The organism is Vibrio sp. V12_P9A6T4 (assembly GCF_963874835.1).
In the GTDB taxonomy this organism is placed as follows: domain Bacteria; phylum Pseudomonadota; class Gammaproteobacteria; order Enterobacterales; family Vibrionaceae; genus Vibrio; species Vibrio anguillarum.
Genome location: NZ_CAWNJO010000082.1, coordinates 34,067 through 50,261, shown reverse-complemented (window position 1 = coordinate 50,261; position 16,195 = coordinate 34,067). Strand labels below are relative to the sequence as shown.

Below are 16,195 nucleotides of genomic sequence, written 5' to 3'. Positions count from 1 at the left end.
AGCAAAACGGTGTTGAATGGAATGAAGATGGATCGTTGGCAAACTGTTAATAATGTGGTGGTCGTGGGGCTGGGTATGACGGGTCTCTCGGTGGTTAACTACCTTTTGAGCTTAGATCGCTCGCTCACGATTAAGGTGATCGACACACGGGAAAACCCGCCAGGTCGAGAGCATTTAAGCTCGCAAGTTGAGCTACATTGTGGTGGCTGGAACCAAGCTTGGCTATTTGACGCTGACCTGATTGTTACTAATCCGGGTATTGCTTTAGCTACGCCAGAGATTCAACAGGCGTTAGCACGACATATTCCCGTGGTGGGCGATATTGAGCTCTTTTCTTGGCAGGTGGATAAGCCTGTTATCGCTATCACAGGAGCCAACGGCAAGAGCACTGTGACGGATTTAACCGGAGTACTTGCTAAAGCTGCTGGGGTTAAGGTTGCCGTTGGCGGCAATATTGGTGTGCCTGCTTTAGATCTACTTCAGCAAGAGGCCGATCTTTATGTGCTGGAGCTCTCAAGCTTCCAGCTGGAAACGACCTCAAGTTTAAAACTCGTCTCTGCTGCCTTTCTCAATCTGACTGAAGATCATATGGATCGCTACGATGGTATGGAATCGTATCGCCAAGCTAAATTGCGCATTTTTAAGTATGCGCAAGCGGCGGTCGTGAACGCCGATGATAGCCAGACGGAACCTCCCTCATTTTCAGGTCACATCGCACGTTTTTCCGTTGAACATGACGCGGACTATTGCACGCAAATGATTGATGGCAAATCGTTCTTAGTGGCGAAAGGCACGCCATTGTTGGCAAGCGAGGAACTCAGCTTAGTGGGACGACACAATAGTGCCAACGTGCTCACTGTGCTCGCACTGCTCGATTTGGCGGGTGTTGATTACTCATCTGCGCTTGATGCATTGAAATCTTACCGCGGGCTGACACATCGTTGTCAGGTTGTTGCTGATAATCACGGCGTAAAATGGGTCAATGACTCGAAAGCGACCAATGTCGCAAGCACTCAAGCGGCGTTGTCGGGGTTAAATTGCCAAGGGACTTTGTATCTGCTTGTGGGGGGCGTTGGCAAGGGCGCTGATTTCTCGCCATTAGCACCGATACTAAAAACATTGAACGTAAAACTGTGCTGTTTTGGCGTTGACGGTGGGCAATTCATGCCACTGCATCCATCGGCTCAGTTTTATTCATCGATGGAAGAGATTATCGTATCGATCAAACCGCAGCTGCGTCGTGGTGATATGGTGATGCTTTCGCCTGCTTGTGCCAGTTTTGATCAGTTTAAAAACTTTATGGCCAGAGGTGACGCCTTTGCCGAGCTTGCGCAGCGTTACGCTTAATCAACAGGAAATTGCATTTTGTCCTTTTCAAGCCTCATCAAAATGACTCGTCAATGGTTTCAGAGCCAAGAGCCTGAAGCCTTGTTTGATCGTCAATTGGTATGGATTGCTTTAGGTTTGATGCTGACTGGGCTGGTGATGGTGACATCGGCTTCGTTTCCTATCAGTTCGCGTTTAACGGATCAACCGTTTCACTTTATGTTTCGTCACGCCATTTTCTTGATGCTGGCCATCGTGACATCGAGTGTGGTGTTGCAAGTGCCAATGAAACGTTGGATGCAATACAGCTCGGTGCTACTTGGCGTCTCTTTTATGCTGCTGATTGTGGTTTTGCTCGCGGGCAAATCGGTCAATGGTGCTTCGCGTTGGATCCCTTTGGGGTTATTTAACCTGCAACCAGCTGAGGTCGCAAAACTGTCACTGTTTATTTTCATGGCTGGGTACTTAGTTCGTAAACAAGATGAAGTGAGGCAAACCTTTTTTGGTGGTTTCATGAAACCGATTATGGTGTTTGGAACCTTGGCCATTTTGCTGCTTGGCCAGCCAGATTTGGGAACCGTGGTTGTGATGCTAGTGACTCTGTTTGGTATGCTGTTTATTGCTGGGGCCAAACTATCACAATTTATTGCGCTCATGGTGGCTGGAATTGTTGCGGTAATCGCACTGATTGCTGCAGAGCCTTACCGTATTCGCCGTGTAACTTCATTTCTTGACCCGTGGGAAGACCCGTTTGGCAGCGGTTATCAATTGACTCAATCTTTGATGGCCTTTGGTCGTGGAGAGTGGTTTGGTCAAGGGCTTGGTAACTCGATTCAAAAGCTAGAGTACTTACCTGAAGCGCACACTGATTTCGTATTTGCAGTGCTGGCTGAAGAGCTCGGTTTTGTTGGCGTTGTACTGGTTCTACTGCTGATTTTTAGTCTGGTGCTTAAAGCGGTGTTTATCGGTAAAAAAGCCTTTGAGCATGATCAGCAATTTGGTGGCTATTTGGCCTTTGGTATTGGAATTTGGTTTGCATTCCAAACACTCGTCAATGTGGGTGCTGCAGCGGGTATGGTGCCGACTAAGGGCCTAACGTTGCCCTTGATCAGTTATGGCGGTTCAAGCTTAATTATTATGTCGGTTGCGGTGTCGATCTTATTGAGAATTGATCATGAATGTCGACTCAAAGATCGCAATCGAGTGTCTATAGAAAAAGAATCCAATGATAAACAATAAACGTTTAATGGTTATGGCTGGCGGCACGGGGGGACATGTTTTTCCCGGTCTCGCTGTGGCTAAACAGCTCCAACAGCAAGGTTGGCAGATCCGCTGGCTAGGGACTGCGGATCGGATGGAAGCAGAATTAGTGCCTAAACATGGTATTGAGATCGACTTTATTCAGGTCAAAGGTTTACGTGGCCAAGGCATAGGGCGTTTGCTGAAAGCGCCTTTTCAAATTGTGAACGCGATTTTTCAAGCGCGTCGTTATTTGAAGCAGTGGCAACCTGATGCGGTGCTCGGCATGGGCGGATACGTCAGCGGCCCCGGTGGTGTGGCAGCCTGGTCTATGGGAATTCCCGTTGTGCTTCACGAGCAAAATGCCGTAGCAGGGTTAACTAACCGTTGGCTTTCGAAAATTGCCAAACGTGTATTTCAAGCCTTCCCCGGTGCCTTTACTGAGGCGCAAGTCGTAGGTAACCCTGTACGTCAAGATGTCGCTACATTACCCGAGCCGCAAGTGCGTTTTGCTGAGCGCAATGAACCGATCCGCATTCTCGTGATGGGCGGCAGCCAAGGTGCGCAGATTCTCAACCGAACTTTGCCTGACGTACTAGCTGTGCTTGGCGATAATTACCAAGTTTGCCATCAAGCAGGCAAGAATAATCAACAGTCGGTTGAGCAAGCTTATCGCGCGCTTCAGATCAAAAATGCACACGTTACCGAGTTCATTGAGGATGTGGCTGGCGCTTATGCGTGGGCTGATTTACTGGTGTGCCGTTCGGGAGCATTAACGGTTTCTGAAGTGGCAGCGGCCGGTGTTGGCGCTATATTTATCCCTTTTATGCATAAAGACCGACAGCAAGCGCTTAACGCGGATCACTTAGTCGCTTGTGGTGCGGCCAAAATGATTGAACAGCCGCAGCTCACAGTAGAAAAACTAGCGCAAGAGATTGCTTCTCTTGAGCGTCATGATTTGCTGTTGATGGCGCAACAAGCGCGTGCAGCCGCACAACTGGATGCTGATAAAGTCGTTGCCGACGCTATCATCGCACTTACCCAATAACGAGAAATTTTTCATGACCATTAAACATACTCAAGATTTAGCTCAAATCCGTGCCATGGTGCCAGAGATGCGCCGCGTCAAGTGTATTCACTTTGTCGGTATTGGTGGGGCGGGAATGAGCGGAATTGCAGAAGTATTGCTCAATGAAGGCTACCAAATTACCGGCTCTGATCTTGCTTCCAACCCTGTGACTGAAAGATTGGCAAGTAAAGGGGCTATCATTTATATCGGTCATCAAGCCACTAATATTGAACTCGCCAGCGTAGTGGTAGTCTCTACTGCAATCGATGAGCTAAATCCTGAACTGAAAGCGGCGCGTGAGCGACGCATTCCTATTGTTCGTCGTGCAGAAATGTTGGCGGAATTAATGCGTTTTCGTCATGGCATTGCGGTGGCTGGTACGCATGGTAAAACAACGACTACGGCATTGGTTACGCAAATTTATTCTGAGGCTGGTTTAGATCCCACGTTTGTTAATGGCGGGTTAGTCAAAAGCGCTGGCACCAATGCGCGTTTGGGTTCAAGTCGGATTTTGATTGCTGAAGCTGACGAAAGTGATGCTTCATTCCTTCATCTTCAGCCTATGGTTAGTATCGTGACCAACATCGAAGCTGATCACATGGATACGTATGGCGGTGATTTTGAAACGCTCAAACAGACCTTCATCGATTTCCTACACAACCTGCCATTTTATGGTCAGGCGATATTATGTATTGATGATCCTGTTGTGCGTGAAATCATCCCACGTATCAGCCGTCAAGTGATCACCTACGGTTTTGCCGATGATGCAGATGTCAGGATTGAGAATTACCATCAGCAGGGGCAACAAGGCCAGTTTACGGTCGTCAGACAGGGACGAGCCAATCTGGATATCACGCTTAATATTCCAGGTCGTCATAATGCGCTTAATGCCTCCGCGGCTATTGCAGTGGCAACGGAAGACGACATCAGCGATGAAGCGATTTTAAAAGCGATGGCTAGCACCCAAGGTACGGGACGTCGTTTTGATCATCTGGGCGAGTTTGATACGGGCAATGGGGTTGCGATGCTCGTTGATGATTATGGTCATCATCCGACCGAGGTGGGCGTGACTATTAAGGCGGCGCGTAGTGGTTGGCAAGAAAAACGGCTAGTGATGATTTTCCAACCCCATCGCTACAGTCGAACTCGCGATCTGTATGATGATTTTGCCAATGTACTGGAGCAAGTCGATGTGCTGATCATGCTCGATGTCTATGCCGCAGGAGAAAAGCCGATTGCGGGAGCCGATGGTCGATCGTTGTGCCGAACGATACGCAGTCGCGGTAAAATTGATCCTATTTTTGTTCCCGACAGCACCATACTGCCTTCGATTCTGGCTAATGTATTACAAGATGGTGACCTCGTGCTGACGCAAGGTGCTGGGGATATCGGCAAGGTAGCGAAACATTTAGCGGGACTCGAACTGAATATCAGTAAAATGCAACAGGTTTAATTTAAATGGCTTATTTGTGTATCAATATTGAATAACATGGTATCCAGTCCAGATTTATTACTTTCAATGTTTGATACTTTCAGCGACCTCAGTATAATCCGGAGGTTAAAGTCAGTGCTTTTACCTCTATTGTGAACCAAATAGGGCATGCGATTGCGATTTAGAAACAGGAACATCAGGCTTTGTTAATGAATGTGTTCGATGAAAGCCGAGCTGTGTCCCGTTCGCCACTCATAAAAGATCACGCCGCTGGCGCTATTTTTTTATTTGTGGTGTTGTTGCTGATAAGTTCACTCATTTATTCAACACTCAGTTGGATGTGGGACGAACAGAGGCTACCGCTTTCAAAAATTGTTCTACAAGGTGACTTGCAGTACGTATCTTCGCTAGATGTGCAGCGCGCTTTTGCTCAGTTGGATCATATCGGTACTTTCATGTCGCAAGATATTAACGTACTTCAATCGAGTGTACAGGTCATCCCGTGGGTGGCCCATGCATCGATTCGTAAACAATGGCCTGACACAATAAAAGTGTTTCTGACAGAGTATAGAGCGGTAGCGATTTGGAATGGCAACGCTTTGTTAGACGGATATGGCACGGTATTTAATGGTGATATTGGTCAATTGAACGGCGATAGAGTGAAACTTTATGGCCCGCAAGGAACCAGTCACGAAGTACTGGATGTTTGGAATAAAACGAACCCTAAGTTTCAATCATTAAACTTAAATATATCGTCACTGTTACTCAACGATCGTCGAGCGTGGCAAATAATTTTAGATAATGGCATCCGCTTAGAGTTAGGTAAAGAATCACTAGATGAGCGAGTTGCACGTTTTATTTCGCTGTATAAGAATTTAGGTAATAAAGCTGAACAAGTTAGCTATATCGATCTTAGATATGATACAGGAGCCGCAGTAGGTTGGTTCCCTGAACAAGAAGCACAAGAGAGTAAAAATGACTAAGACCGCTGATGACAACATTATTGTTGGTCTTGATATAGGCACAGCCACCGTGTCAGCTTTAGTCGGTGAAATACTGCCTGACGGTCAAATTAATATTATTGGCGCTGGTACGAGCCCATCCCGTGGGATGGATAAAGGGGGAGTTAACGATCTTGAATCGGTCGTTAAGTCTGTCCAAAGAGCGGTTGACCAAGCAGAATTAATGGCGGAATGCCAAATTAGTAATGTGTTTCTCTCTCTATCTGGGCGACATATTGCGAGCCGTATTGAAAAAGGCATGGGAACTATTTCAGATGAAGAAGTTTCTCAAGAGGATATGGATCGAGCGATTCATACCGCCAAATCAATAAAAATTGGGGAAGAGCAAAGAATATTGCACGTCATTCCTCAAGAATTTACGATTGATTACCAAGAGGGAATTAAAAACCCGCTTGGTTTATCAGGTGTGCGCATGGAAGTGAGCGTGCATCTTATTTCTTGTCATAATGATATGGCGAGAAATATTATCAAAGCGGTAGAACGCTGTGGTTTAAAAGTTGAACAACTGGTTTACTCTGGTTTAGCGGCAAGTAATGCAGTTATTACGGAAGATGAGCGAGAGTTAGGTGTGTGCGTGATTGATATAGGCGCAGGCACTATGGATGTTGCTATCTGGACCGGTGGTGCGTTACGACATACTGAAGTGTTTTCTTATGCAGGAAACGCAGTAACCAGTGATATTGCTTTTGCGTTTGGCACACCAGTCAGTGATGCTGAAGAGATTAAAGTAAAATATGGCTGTGCGCTGAGTGAATTGGTAAGCAAGGATGATACCGTTAACGTCCCAAGTGTAGGAGGAAGACCTTCGCGAAGTTTGCAAAGACAAACCTTGTCGGAAGTGATTGAACCTCGCTACACTGAATTAATGGGATTAGTTAACCAAACTATAGATACTGTCCAAGACAAATTGCGCAAAAATGGTATTAAACACCATTTAGCGGCTGGTGTTGTTTTAACTGGCGGCGCTGCGCAAATTGAAGGTTTGGTTGAGTGTGCGGAACGCGTTTTCCGCAATCAAGTTCGCGTAGGCAAGCCTTTAGAGGTGAGTGGCCTTACAGATTACGTAAAAGAGCCGTATCATTCTACGGCGGTTGGTTTACTTCATTATGCGAAAGAGAGCCAAATTAATGACGACACGGAATACAGCGAACCGAAACGCCAATCCATGTCGAGCTTAATTGGTCGTTTGCGTAACTGGATACAAAAAGAGTTTTAACCTGAGTTGCAGGGAAAACGGAGATAACACATGTTTGAACCGATGATGGAAATGTCTGACGATGCTGTAATTAAAGTCGTTGGAGTTGGTGGTGGTGGCGGTAACGCTGTTGAACACATGGTGCGTGAGTCCATCGAAGGCGTGGAATTCATCAGTGTCAATACCGATGCGCAAGCACTTCGTAAAACAAGCGTAAGTAGCGTCATTCAAATTGGTGGTGATATCACTAAAGGTTTGGGTGCTGGTGCAAACCCGCAAGTTGGACGTGATGCAGCTCTAGAAGACAGAGAAAGAATTAAAGAAGTTCTGATGGGTGCCGATATGGTGTTTATCGCAGCTGGTATGGGCGGTGGTACAGGTACTGGGGCAGCTCCTGTTATTGCAGAAGTTGCCAAAGAACTGGGTATCTTAACCGTAGCGGTTGTCACTAAACCTTTCAGTTTTGAAGGAAAAAAACGTTTGGCATTTGCTGAACAAGGTATTGAAGAGTTGTCAAAACACGTTGACTCTTTGATTACCATTCCTAATGAAAAACTACTGAAAGTATTAGGTCGTGGTATTACTTTGCTCGAAGCCTTTGCAAGCGCGAATGACGTGCTTAAAAATGCAGTACAAGGTATTGCTGAACTGATTACACGCCCAGGCATGATTAACGTGGACTTTGCTGACGTACGTACGGTGATGTCAGAAATGGGCCACGCTATGATGGGTAGTGGAGTGGCTCGCGGCGAAGATCGTGCTGAAGAAGCGGCAGAGATGGCAATTTCTAGCCCTCTTTTGGAAGATATTGATCTTGCAGGCGCTCGTGGCGTGTTGGTCAATATTACCGCTGGTTTGGATATGCGACTAGACGAATTTGAAACCGTCGGTAATACTGTTAAGGCGTTTGCGTCTGACAATGCGACAGTTGTCATCGGTACTTCGTTAGATCCTGATATGGCAGACGAAATTCGCGTGACTGTCGTTGCAACGGGTATTGGCAATGAGAAAAAGCCAGACATCACTTTAGTTGCAGGCGGTAAAGCCAAAGTCGCACCAGCAGTTCAGCCACAAATGGTTCAACAAGCAGCGAAAATCGAAGAAAAAACGGCACAACCTTTGCAAGAAAGAGCAGAAGTGAAACCGCAATCAGCATCGTCGTCAACTGTTTCATCTTCTTCCGGTGCAAGTCAAAATACGGCACCGAAAGCAGATAAGGAAAATGGATATCTTGATATCCCAGCATTTTTACGTCGTCAGGCTGATTAACAATTAGACATAATTTGACACTGTTCAAAATTATGGTAGCATTCGCGGTCGGTGCTTTACCGACCGTGTTTTGTCGCACTGACATAGAGGCAAGTAGATGATCAGACAACGAACTCTGAAAGAAATAGTGAAAACAACTGGGGTGGGCTTACACTCTGGTCGTAAAGTCACATTAACGCTTCGCCCTGCTGCTGCAAACACTGGGATCATTTATCGCCGTACTGATGTCAATCCTCCAGTAGACTTCCCTGCGGACCCTGAATCTGTTCGCGATACCATGCTATGTACTGCTTTGGTCAACGATGAAGGTATTCGTATCTCTACTGTTGAGCACTTAAATGCAGCATTAGCGGGCATGGGAATCGACAACGTTATCATCGAAGTTGACGCACCTGAAATTCCTATTATGGATGGTAGTGCTAGCCCATTTGTTTACTTGCTACAACAAGCAGGCATTCAAACGCTGAATACACCAAAACGTTTTATTCGAATTAAGAAACCAGTTCGATTTGAAGATGGTGATAAGTGGGCGGAACTTGTACCCCATAACGGTTTTCGTATGGATTTTGAGATTGACTTTCAACATCCTGCTATCGATTCTGATGAACAACGCATGGTGTTTGATTTTTCCTCGCAAGGTTTCGTCAAAGAAATTTCAAGAGCTCGTACTTTTGGTTTCATGCGTGACATTGAGTACCTACAATCGCAAAACCTCTGTTTAGGTGGTAGCTTTGATTGCGCCATCGTATTAGATGAATACCGTATTCTTAATGAAGAAGGTTTGCGTTTTGCCAATGAGTTTGTCACTCATAAAGTATTGGATGCCATTGGTGACTTGTACATGTGTGGTCATTCCATTGTGGGTGAGTTCCGTGCTTATAAATCAGGCCATGGTTTAAATAACCAGCTACTGCGTGCGGTCTTAGCCGACCAAGAGGCGTGGGAATGGGCTACTTTTGAAGAAGAAGTTGGCTCTCCAGTGGCGTTTGCTGAACCAAATATGGTTCTCGCTTAATCGCAATTTTTAAATAAAAAGGCCAGACAACTGTCTGGCCTTTTTATTTGTACTAATTCATTGATGACGCTTATTTGGGCCTAGCCAATTTCGCTAAATTTTCCAAACGTTTTTTGACTTTAGGGGAAGCGCTACTCGCCACCATCAGTAATGCCTGGGCCGTATTTTCAGATAGTGGTGGGCGAGCGACCGTTTCTTTTTCTTCTTTCATACCACGATTACGATAGAGCGCTGGGTTTATCTTGAGCTCAATGCTGATCAATTTGGCAAATCCTTGGTTGCGTAACTGATTCAAAATGTGTAATCGGTCATAATCAAGCTTCATTTTTATTGATGCACTGGCCACTTCAACGATTAAGTGACCACCGCGCACATTAGCGGCTCGGACATGATCGGCCGTTCCTTTAGGAAGCAACTTATTGAGCACTTTATTTAAAGCGAGGATCTCGGTGGCATGTTGCTGTATTTTTTTCAGAGATGAATCGCTGATCAGCTCTTTCGTTAACGTGGGACGGTGATCGCGCATGGTGTCTCCCTCTTAAGTTGCCATTCAATTCTATTGTGGTGCCTATGATGCGTATAGTAATAAATCTATTTTATTGCTTAAACAGTGCTCAAAAAGCGTAAAAATATTAAGTGTGCTTCAAACAAATAGTTTTGCTATTGGTTGTTGCCGCAAAAATTCCTTACACTATGCGTTACATAATTATTTAATACCTTGAAAATAAACCTCACCGTCACAATATCTGTGATACATGATTTATCTCAGTATCCTTAGTTCAAAACTGGTAGAGACTGACGGCATTAAGAGTAGATCGAAAACGATCTAATAAAGAGAGATTCCTGACACATGATAACTAAGCTACTGACAAAGGTTATTGGCAGTCGCAATGACAGAACGCTGCGCCGCCTTAAAAAAATTGTCAAAGAGATCAACAGCTACGAGCCTACTTTTGAAGCACTAACTGATGAAGAATTAAAAGCCAAAACGGTTGAGTTTCGTCAACGTTTAGAGCAAGGTGAAACCTTAGACCAATTACTTCCTGAAGCATTTGCCACCGTGCGTGAAGCGTCCAAGCGCGTATATGGTATGCGTCACTTCGACGTACAGTTGATCGGCGGTATGGTTCTCAACGCGGGTCAAATCGCAGAAATGCGCACTGGTGAAGGTAAAACGTTAACCGCGACTTTACCTGCGTATCTCAATGCCTTGCCTGGCAAAGGCGTGCACATTGTTACTGTCAACGATTATCTTGCTAAACGTGACGCAGAAACAAACCGCCCACTGTTTGAGTTTTTAGGCATGACGGTCGGTATTAACGTACCCAATATGCCACCACAAGAGAAAAAACTTTCTTATCAAGCCGATATTCTTTACGGGACCAATAACGAGTTTGGTTTCGATTACTTACGTGACAACATGGCTTTCCGCAAAGAAGACCGTGTACAGCGTGAACGTTTCTTTGCTGTAGTCGATGAAGTGGACTCGATTCTTATTGATGAAGCGCGAACGCCGTTGATCATCTCGGGTCCTGCAGAAGATAGTTCTGAGTTGTACATCCGCATTAATACCCTCATTCCACTTCTGCAAAAGCAAGATAAAGAAGATTCTGAAGAGTATCGTGGTGATGGTCACTACACGGTTGACGAAAAATCAAAACAAGTTCATTTGACTGAAACGGGTCAAGAATTTGTTGAAGAGTTAATGGTGAAAAATGGTTTGATGGAAGAGGGCGATACTCTTTATTCACCCACGAACATTAGCTTACTTCACCACGTCAATGCCGCATTGCGTGCGCATGTGTTATTTGAGAAAAACGTTGATTACATCGTGACAGAAGAGGGCGAAGTGGTCATCGTTGATGAGCACACTGGCCGCACCATGCCAGGTCGTCGTTGGTCTGAAGGTTTACACCAAGCTGTCGAGGCGAAAGAAGGTGTTAAAATCCAAAACGAGAACCAGACTCTTGCGTCGATCACCTTCCAAAACTATTTCCGTTTATACGAAAAACTTTCTGGTATGACGGGCACTGCCGATACCGAAGCGTTCGAATTCCAATCGATTTACGGTTTGGAAACCGTGGTGATCCCAACCAATAAACCTATGGTTCGTGATGATATGCCTGATGTGGTGTATCGCACTGAAGCTGAAAAATTTGCGGCGATCATTGAAGACATCAAAGCGCGTGTTGCAAAAGGTCAACCAACCCTCGTCGGTACGGTTTCGATTGAGAAATCTGAACTACTTTCTAATGCGTTGAAGCAAGCTAAAGTGAAACATAACGTGCTTAACGCGAAATTCCATGAAAAAGAAGCAGAAATTGTAGCGCAAGCGGGTATTCCGGGCGCGGTGACGATTGCGACTAACATGGCAGGTCGTGGTACTGATATTGTATTGGGCGGCAGCTGGCAGGCACAAATTGAGCAGCTAGAGAATCCAACACAAGATCAGATCGATGAGATCAAAGCGAAGTGGAAAGAGGTTCATAACCAAGTGTTAGCCGCTGGTGGTCTGCACATTATTGGTACTGAACGCCACGAATCTCGTCGTATCGATAACCAGTTACGTGGTCGTTCTGGTCGTCAAGGGGATGCGGGTTCTTCACGTTTCTATCTATCGATGGAAGATTCACTGCTGCGTATCTTCACCTCAGATCGTATGGCAAGCCTTATCCAAAGTGGTATGGATGAAGGTGAAGCGATCGAAAGTAAGATGCTTTCTCGCTCGATTGAAAAAGCGCAACGTAAAGTCGAAGGACGTAACTTTGATATTCGTAAACAGCTTCTTGAATACGATGATGTTGCTAACGATCAACGTAAAGTAGTTTATGAGCTGCGTGATGAGCTCATGGAAGCAGACGATATCAGCGAAATGATTGAGCAGAATCGTCAAGATGTTCTGACTTCCGTTATTGACGAATACATTCCGCCACAATCACTTGAGGACATGTGGGATGTTAAAGGATTGGAAGATCGTTTGAAAAACGATTTTGATTTAGAGCTGCCATTACAGCAATGGCTAGATGCTGATGATAAATTGTACGAAGAAGCGCTGCGCGAACGTATTCTTGAACAAGCGGTTAGTGTGTATCGTGAAAAAGAGAAAGCGGTTGGGGCTTCTGTTCTGCGTAATTTTGAAAAATCGGTCATGCTACAAACTCTGGATACTTTGTGGAAAGAGCATCTAGCGGCGATGGATCATTTGCGCCAAGGCATCCACCTACGTGGCTATGCGCAGAAAAACCCAAAACAAGAGTACAAGCGTGAGTCATTTGAGCTGTTTGAAGAACTACTGAATTCTTTAAAAACCGATGTGATTACTATCTTGTCGAAGGTGCGCGTACAGCAGCAAGAAGAAGTTGAACGTATGGAAGCACAGCGTCAAGCACAGGCGGAAGAAGCCGCGCGTCGCCAACAGTTCCAGCACCAAAGTGCCGACAGTTCGGTTGCAGATGAAGCTTCTGAAGATCAAGGACACCAGCCTATGGTTCGTGAAGAGCGCAAAGTTGGTCGTAATGAGCCTTGCCCTTGTGGTAGCGGTAAAAAGTACAAACAGTGCCACGGACAGATCAACTGATCCCTTGAATGATCACCCCAAGAGTCGCTTAGGCGACTCTTTTTTTAACTCAATATTTCTCATCTTTATTTTCTAGGTTGGGAAGTCGGCGAATCGGAGTCTTTATGAAACGTGTTCATATTGTTGCGGCTATTATCTTCAATAGCGATAAATCAGAAATTTACATTACCAAACGACCAGATCATCTTCACAAAGGCGGTTTTTGGGAGTTCCCTGGCGGCAAAGTTGAAGCGGGAGAAACGATTGAACAAGCCATTTGCCGCGAGCTAGATGAAGAGATTGGTATTCATATTACTGAGCAATCTCCTTACCAATACCTTGAGTTTGACTATTCAGACAAGTCCTTAACTTTTGATTTTATTTGCGTGACACAATTTGATCATCAGCCGTATGGTAAAGAAGGGCAGCAAGGAGAATGGGTAGCGGTTTCTGAGTTGGCAAACTATTCATTTCCTGAAGCCAATGCGCCCATCGTCGAGCGCGTCATGAAAGAGTTTGCCTAAGTCGCTAGCCACCACAAGCAAATGTTGATAGTTTACAGAAACACCTTGAACGAAGAGAAACGATGCAAGCTTAAGCTGATGTCGTCACAATGGAGAATAACGCAATGGTGAGAATTGCGATTGCAGGAGCGGCGGGTCGAATGGGCCGCAATTTGGTGAAAGCCACTTATCAAAATAACCATGCTCGAGTGGGTGCGGGCTCAGAGCGTCCTGAGTCCTCGTTGGTTGGTGTTGATATCGGTGAGTTATGCGGTGAAGGGCGATTTGATATCGCGTTGGTGGATAACCTAGAGAATGCCGTAGATAACTTCGATGTCATCATTGATTTTACAGCTCCTGTGAGCACCTTAGCCAATATTGAGTTATGTAGAAAACACGGTAAGAAGCTAGTGATTGGTACAACGGGCTTTTCTGAAGCAGAAAGAGCACAAATCAATGTTGCCGCACAACAGATTGCGATTGTCATGGCTCCTAACTACAGCGTTGGGGTTAACCTTGTTTTCAAATTGCTTGAAAAAGCGGCTAAAGTGATGGGTGATTACTGTGATATTGAGATCATTGAAGCCCACCATCGTCATAAAGTGGATGCTCCGTCAGGAACCGCAATTGGTATGGGAGAGGCGATAGCTAATGCTATGGGTAACCAACTGAGTGACGTTGCCGTCTATGCGCGAGAAGGTATTACCGGTGAACGTACTAAAAATGAGATTGGTTTTGCTACGATTCGTGCTGGCGATATCGTGGGTGAGCATACCGCGATGTTCGCTGATATCGGTGAACGTGTAGAAATCACCCATAAAGCGACGGATCGTATGACTTTTGCCAACGGTGCAGTGAGAGCGGCGGTTTGGCTTGCTGATAAACCTGCCGGTTTTTATAGCATGACTGACGTGTTAGGTTTGAACGATCTTTAATTACATAATTATGCGTCAGTATTTGCTGGCGCATCTTTGTTACACCTCTTTTTACCGATTTAATTATCTCTCTTTATTTTCACTTTACTGACTTACTTTTGTTGTGTTTTGGGTCGGTATTGCTTTCTTTTTGTTTTAGATGCCTGAAATTGAACTTATTCTCTGCTTGATTAACGTTTGCGTGATTTTGTTTGTCGTTGATTGTTTAAAATGCATCAAAGAGTTTCAGTTTGCTGATTCTAATTCCTCCATTCTCATTTTTTTACTCATCAAACCTATTTTTTTACTGTCTTAGGTTCGATTTTTATCTCTAATGCTTTAAATGTTGCCTTAATTTATTATGAGATGTTGACAGTAATCATGGTGGTCATTAGAATACCGCCAATTTGTCTAAATCACCCTATGGCGCGACTCTATGGCCTTAAGGAAGACGGATTTGCAGTTTAATTTATATTTTTTGCATTTTTATTCTGGAGGTTGTCTTGAGTAAGTCAGCACTGTTAGTCCTAGAAGATGGGACGGTGTTCCACGGTGTATCCATTGGCGCTGATGGAATATCCGTTGGTGAAGTCGTCTTTAATACCTCGATGACGGGGTACCAAGAAATCCTCACTGATCCTTCCTATTCTCAACAAATCGTTACTCTTACTTACCCCCACATAGGCAATACCGGAACCAATTCCGAAGACGAAGAATCCTCTTCTATCCATGCACAAGGCCTTGTGATTCGCGATCTCCCTCTTATCGCTTCTAACTTCCGTAATGAACTTTCCCTTTCTGACTACCTTAAATCACAAAATATTGTGGGCATTGCCGATATCGACACGCGCAAGCTAACGCGCATTTTGCGTGAAAAAGGAGCTCAGAATGGCTGCATTATGGCAGGTGACCATTTAGATGAAGCATTGGCGCTGGTAAAAGCCAAAGAGTTCCCCGGTTTAAAAGGAATGGATCTTGCGAAAGAAGTTACAACAAAAGAAGCGTACCAATGGAAACAAGGTTCGTGGACGCTCGAAGGTGGACTTCCTGAAGCGAAAGATGACAGCGAGTTGCCCTATCACGTTGTTGCCTACGATTTCGGTGCAAAGCGCAATATCCTCCGTATGTTGGTTGACCGAGGATGCCGCCTAACTGTGGTACCAGCACAAACCTCGGCTGAAGAAGTTCTAGCGCTGAAACCTGATGGTGTCTTTTTATCAAATGGCCCTGGCGACCCAGAACCATGTACTTATGCGATTGAAGCAACCAAAGTGTTCTTAGAGAAAGGACTGCCTATTTTTGGTATCTGTTTAGGGCATCAAATTTTGGCATTGGCGTCTGGTGCAAAAACAGTAAAAATGAAATTTGGCCACCATGGCGCGAACCATCCAGTGAAAGATTTGGATCGTAATGTGGTGATGATTACGGCACAAAACCACGGTTTTGCTGCTGATGAAGCAACGCTGCCTATCACGCTTCGTGCAACGCACAAATCGCTATTTGATGGTTCACTACAAGGAATTCACCGCACCGATAAGCCAGCCTTTAGCTTTCAGGGACACCCTGAAGCGAGTCCTGGCCCGCACGATGCCGCCCCTTTGTTTGACCATTTTATTGAACTAATTAAAAAGCACACAGCGTAATTCGGAGTAGTA

At 45.2% G+C, this 16,195-nt stretch carries 13 protein-coding genes; 12 read left to right on the top strand and 1 reads right to left on the bottom strand.

Translation table 11 applies throughout. The features are described from left to right. The first annotated feature begins 9 nt into the window (after nt 1-9). The 8 genes from murD to lpxC all read left to right on the top strand — a co-directional run bounded on the left by murD (nt 10) and on the right by lpxC (nt 9,567). A complete protein-coding gene (murD, locus tag AACQ42_RS13410) occupies nt 10-1,347 on the top strand; it encodes a UDP-N-acetylmuramoyl-L-alanine--D-glutamate ligase (RefSeq protein ID WP_094165107.1) in 1,338 nt (445 codons plus the stop codon). A 42-nt stretch (nt 1,348-1,389) separates the two neighbouring features. Then, entirely contained in the window at nt 1,390-2,565 is a 1,176-nt protein-coding gene (gene ftsW, locus AACQ42_RS13405; protein WP_094165105.1) for a cell division protein FtsW, read from the top strand. Continuing rightward, a complete protein-coding gene (gene murG / locus AACQ42_RS13400; RefSeq protein ID WP_088732836.1) occupies nt 2,552-3,613 on the top strand; it encodes an undecaprenyldiphospho-muramoylpentapeptide beta-N-acetylglucosaminyltransferase in 1,062 nt (353 codons plus the stop codon). Before ftsW ends, murG begins: the two co-directional genes overlap by 14 nt. 13 nt (nt 3,614-3,626) lie before the next feature. Further along, a complete protein-coding gene (gene murC, locus AACQ42_RS13395) occupies nt 3,627-5,087 on the top strand; it encodes a UDP-N-acetylmuramate--L-alanine ligase (protein WP_013856083.1) in 1,461 nt (486 codons plus the stop codon). Between the two features lie 188 nt (nt 5,088-5,275). Then, nucleotides 5,276-6,049 carry a cell division protein FtsQ/DivIB gene (locus tag AACQ42_RS13390; RefSeq protein ID WP_088718004.1) on the top strand — a complete coding sequence of 258 codons (774 nt, stop codon included), beginning with the start codon at nt 5,276-5,278 and terminating at the stop codon, nt 6,047-6,049. Further along, nucleotides 6,042-7,304, top strand: a complete 1,263-nt coding sequence (gene ftsA / locus AACQ42_RS13385; RefSeq protein WP_010317995.1) for a cell division protein FtsA — start codon at nt 6,042-6,044, stop codon at nt 7,302-7,304. The genes AACQ42_RS13390 and ftsA overlap by 8 nt, the downstream gene beginning before the upstream one ends. 30 nt (nt 7,305-7,334) lie before the next feature. After that, a complete protein-coding gene (ftsZ, locus tag AACQ42_RS13380) occupies nt 7,335-8,552 on the top strand; it encodes a cell division protein FtsZ (protein ID WP_017042647.1) in 1,218 nt (405 codons plus the stop codon). Nucleotides 8,553-8,649: 97 nt separating this feature from the next. Next, nucleotides 8,650-9,567 carry a UDP-3-O-acyl-N-acetylglucosamine deacetylase gene (gene lpxC / locus AACQ42_RS13375; protein ID WP_010317993.1) on the top strand — a complete coding sequence of 306 codons (918 nt, stop codon included), beginning with the start codon at nt 8,650-8,652 and terminating at the stop codon, nt 9,565-9,567. Nucleotides 9,568-9,637: 70 nt separating this feature from the next. Here lpxC and AACQ42_RS13370 read toward each other — a convergent pair whose 3' ends face one another. Further along, entirely contained in the window at nt 9,638-10,093 is a 456-nt protein-coding gene (locus AACQ42_RS13370; protein WP_017046518.1) for a DUF721 domain-containing protein, read from the bottom strand. Nucleotides 10,094-10,417: 324 nt separating this feature from the next. Here AACQ42_RS13370 and secA point away from each other — a divergent pair, with 324 nt between their 5' ends. The 4 genes from secA to carA all read left to right on the top strand — a co-directional run bounded on the left by secA (nt 10,418) and on the right by carA (nt 16,183). Then, entirely contained in the window at nt 10,418-13,144 is a 2,727-nt protein-coding gene (secA, locus tag AACQ42_RS13365; RefSeq protein WP_081244968.1) for a preprotein translocase subunit SecA, read from the top strand. A gap of 104 nt (nt 13,145-13,248) precedes the next feature. After that, on the top strand, nt 13,249-13,647 hold the full coding sequence (gene mutT, locus AACQ42_RS13360; protein WP_081244967.1) for an 8-oxo-dGTP diphosphatase MutT: 399 nt from the start codon (nt 13,249-13,251) through the stop codon (nt 13,645-13,647). A gap of 104 nt (nt 13,648-13,751) precedes the next feature. Further along, a complete protein-coding gene (gene dapB / locus AACQ42_RS13355; RefSeq protein WP_094165103.1) occupies nt 13,752-14,561 on the top strand; it encodes a 4-hydroxy-tetrahydrodipicolinate reductase in 810 nt (269 codons plus the stop codon). A gap of 482 nt (nt 14,562-15,043) precedes the next feature. After that, the gene (carA, locus tag AACQ42_RS13350) at nt 15,044-16,183 is read left to right on the top strand and encodes a glutamine-hydrolyzing carbamoyl-phosphate synthase small subunit (RefSeq protein ID WP_017047461.1); all 1,140 of its coding nucleotides are present in this window, start codon (nt 15,044-15,046) and stop codon (nt 16,181-16,183) included. The last annotated feature ends 12 nt before the right edge of the window (nt 16,184-16,195 follow it).

Coding starts and splice junctions, on each gene's coding strand:
- ftsW (WP_094165105.1), top strand. CDS start 1,390: ATGACTCGTCAATGGTTTCAGAGCCAAGAGCCTGAAGCCTTGTTTGAT.
- murG (WP_088732836.1), top strand. CDS start 2,552: ATGATAAACAATAAACGTTTAATGGTTATGGCTGGCGGCACGGGGGGA.
- murC (WP_013856083.1), top strand. CDS start 3,627: ATGACCATTAAACATACTCAAGATTTAGCTCAAATCCGTGCCATGGTG.
- AACQ42_RS13390 (WP_088718004.1), top strand. CDS start 5,276: ATGAATGTGTTCGATGAAAGCCGAGCTGTGTCCCGTTCGCCACTCATA.
- ftsA (WP_010317995.1), top strand. CDS start 6,042: ATGACTAAGACCGCTGATGACAACATTATTGTTGGTCTTGATATAGGC.
- ftsZ (WP_017042647.1), top strand. CDS start 7,335: ATGTTTGAACCGATGATGGAAATGTCTGACGATGCTGTAATTAAAGTC.
- lpxC (WP_010317993.1), top strand. CDS start 8,650: ATGATCAGACAACGAACTCTGAAAGAAATAGTGAAAACAACTGGGGTG.
- AACQ42_RS13370 (WP_017046518.1), bottom strand. CDS start 10,093: ATGCGCGATCACCGTCCCACGTTAACGAAAGAGCTGATCAGCGATTCA.
- secA (WP_081244968.1), top strand. CDS start 10,418: ATGATAACTAAGCTACTGACAAAGGTTATTGGCAGTCGCAATGACAGA.
- mutT (WP_081244967.1), top strand. CDS start 13,249: ATGAAACGTGTTCATATTGTTGCGGCTATTATCTTCAATAGCGATAAA.
- dapB (WP_094165103.1), top strand. CDS start 13,752: ATGGTGAGAATTGCGATTGCAGGAGCGGCGGGTCGAATGGGCCGCAAT.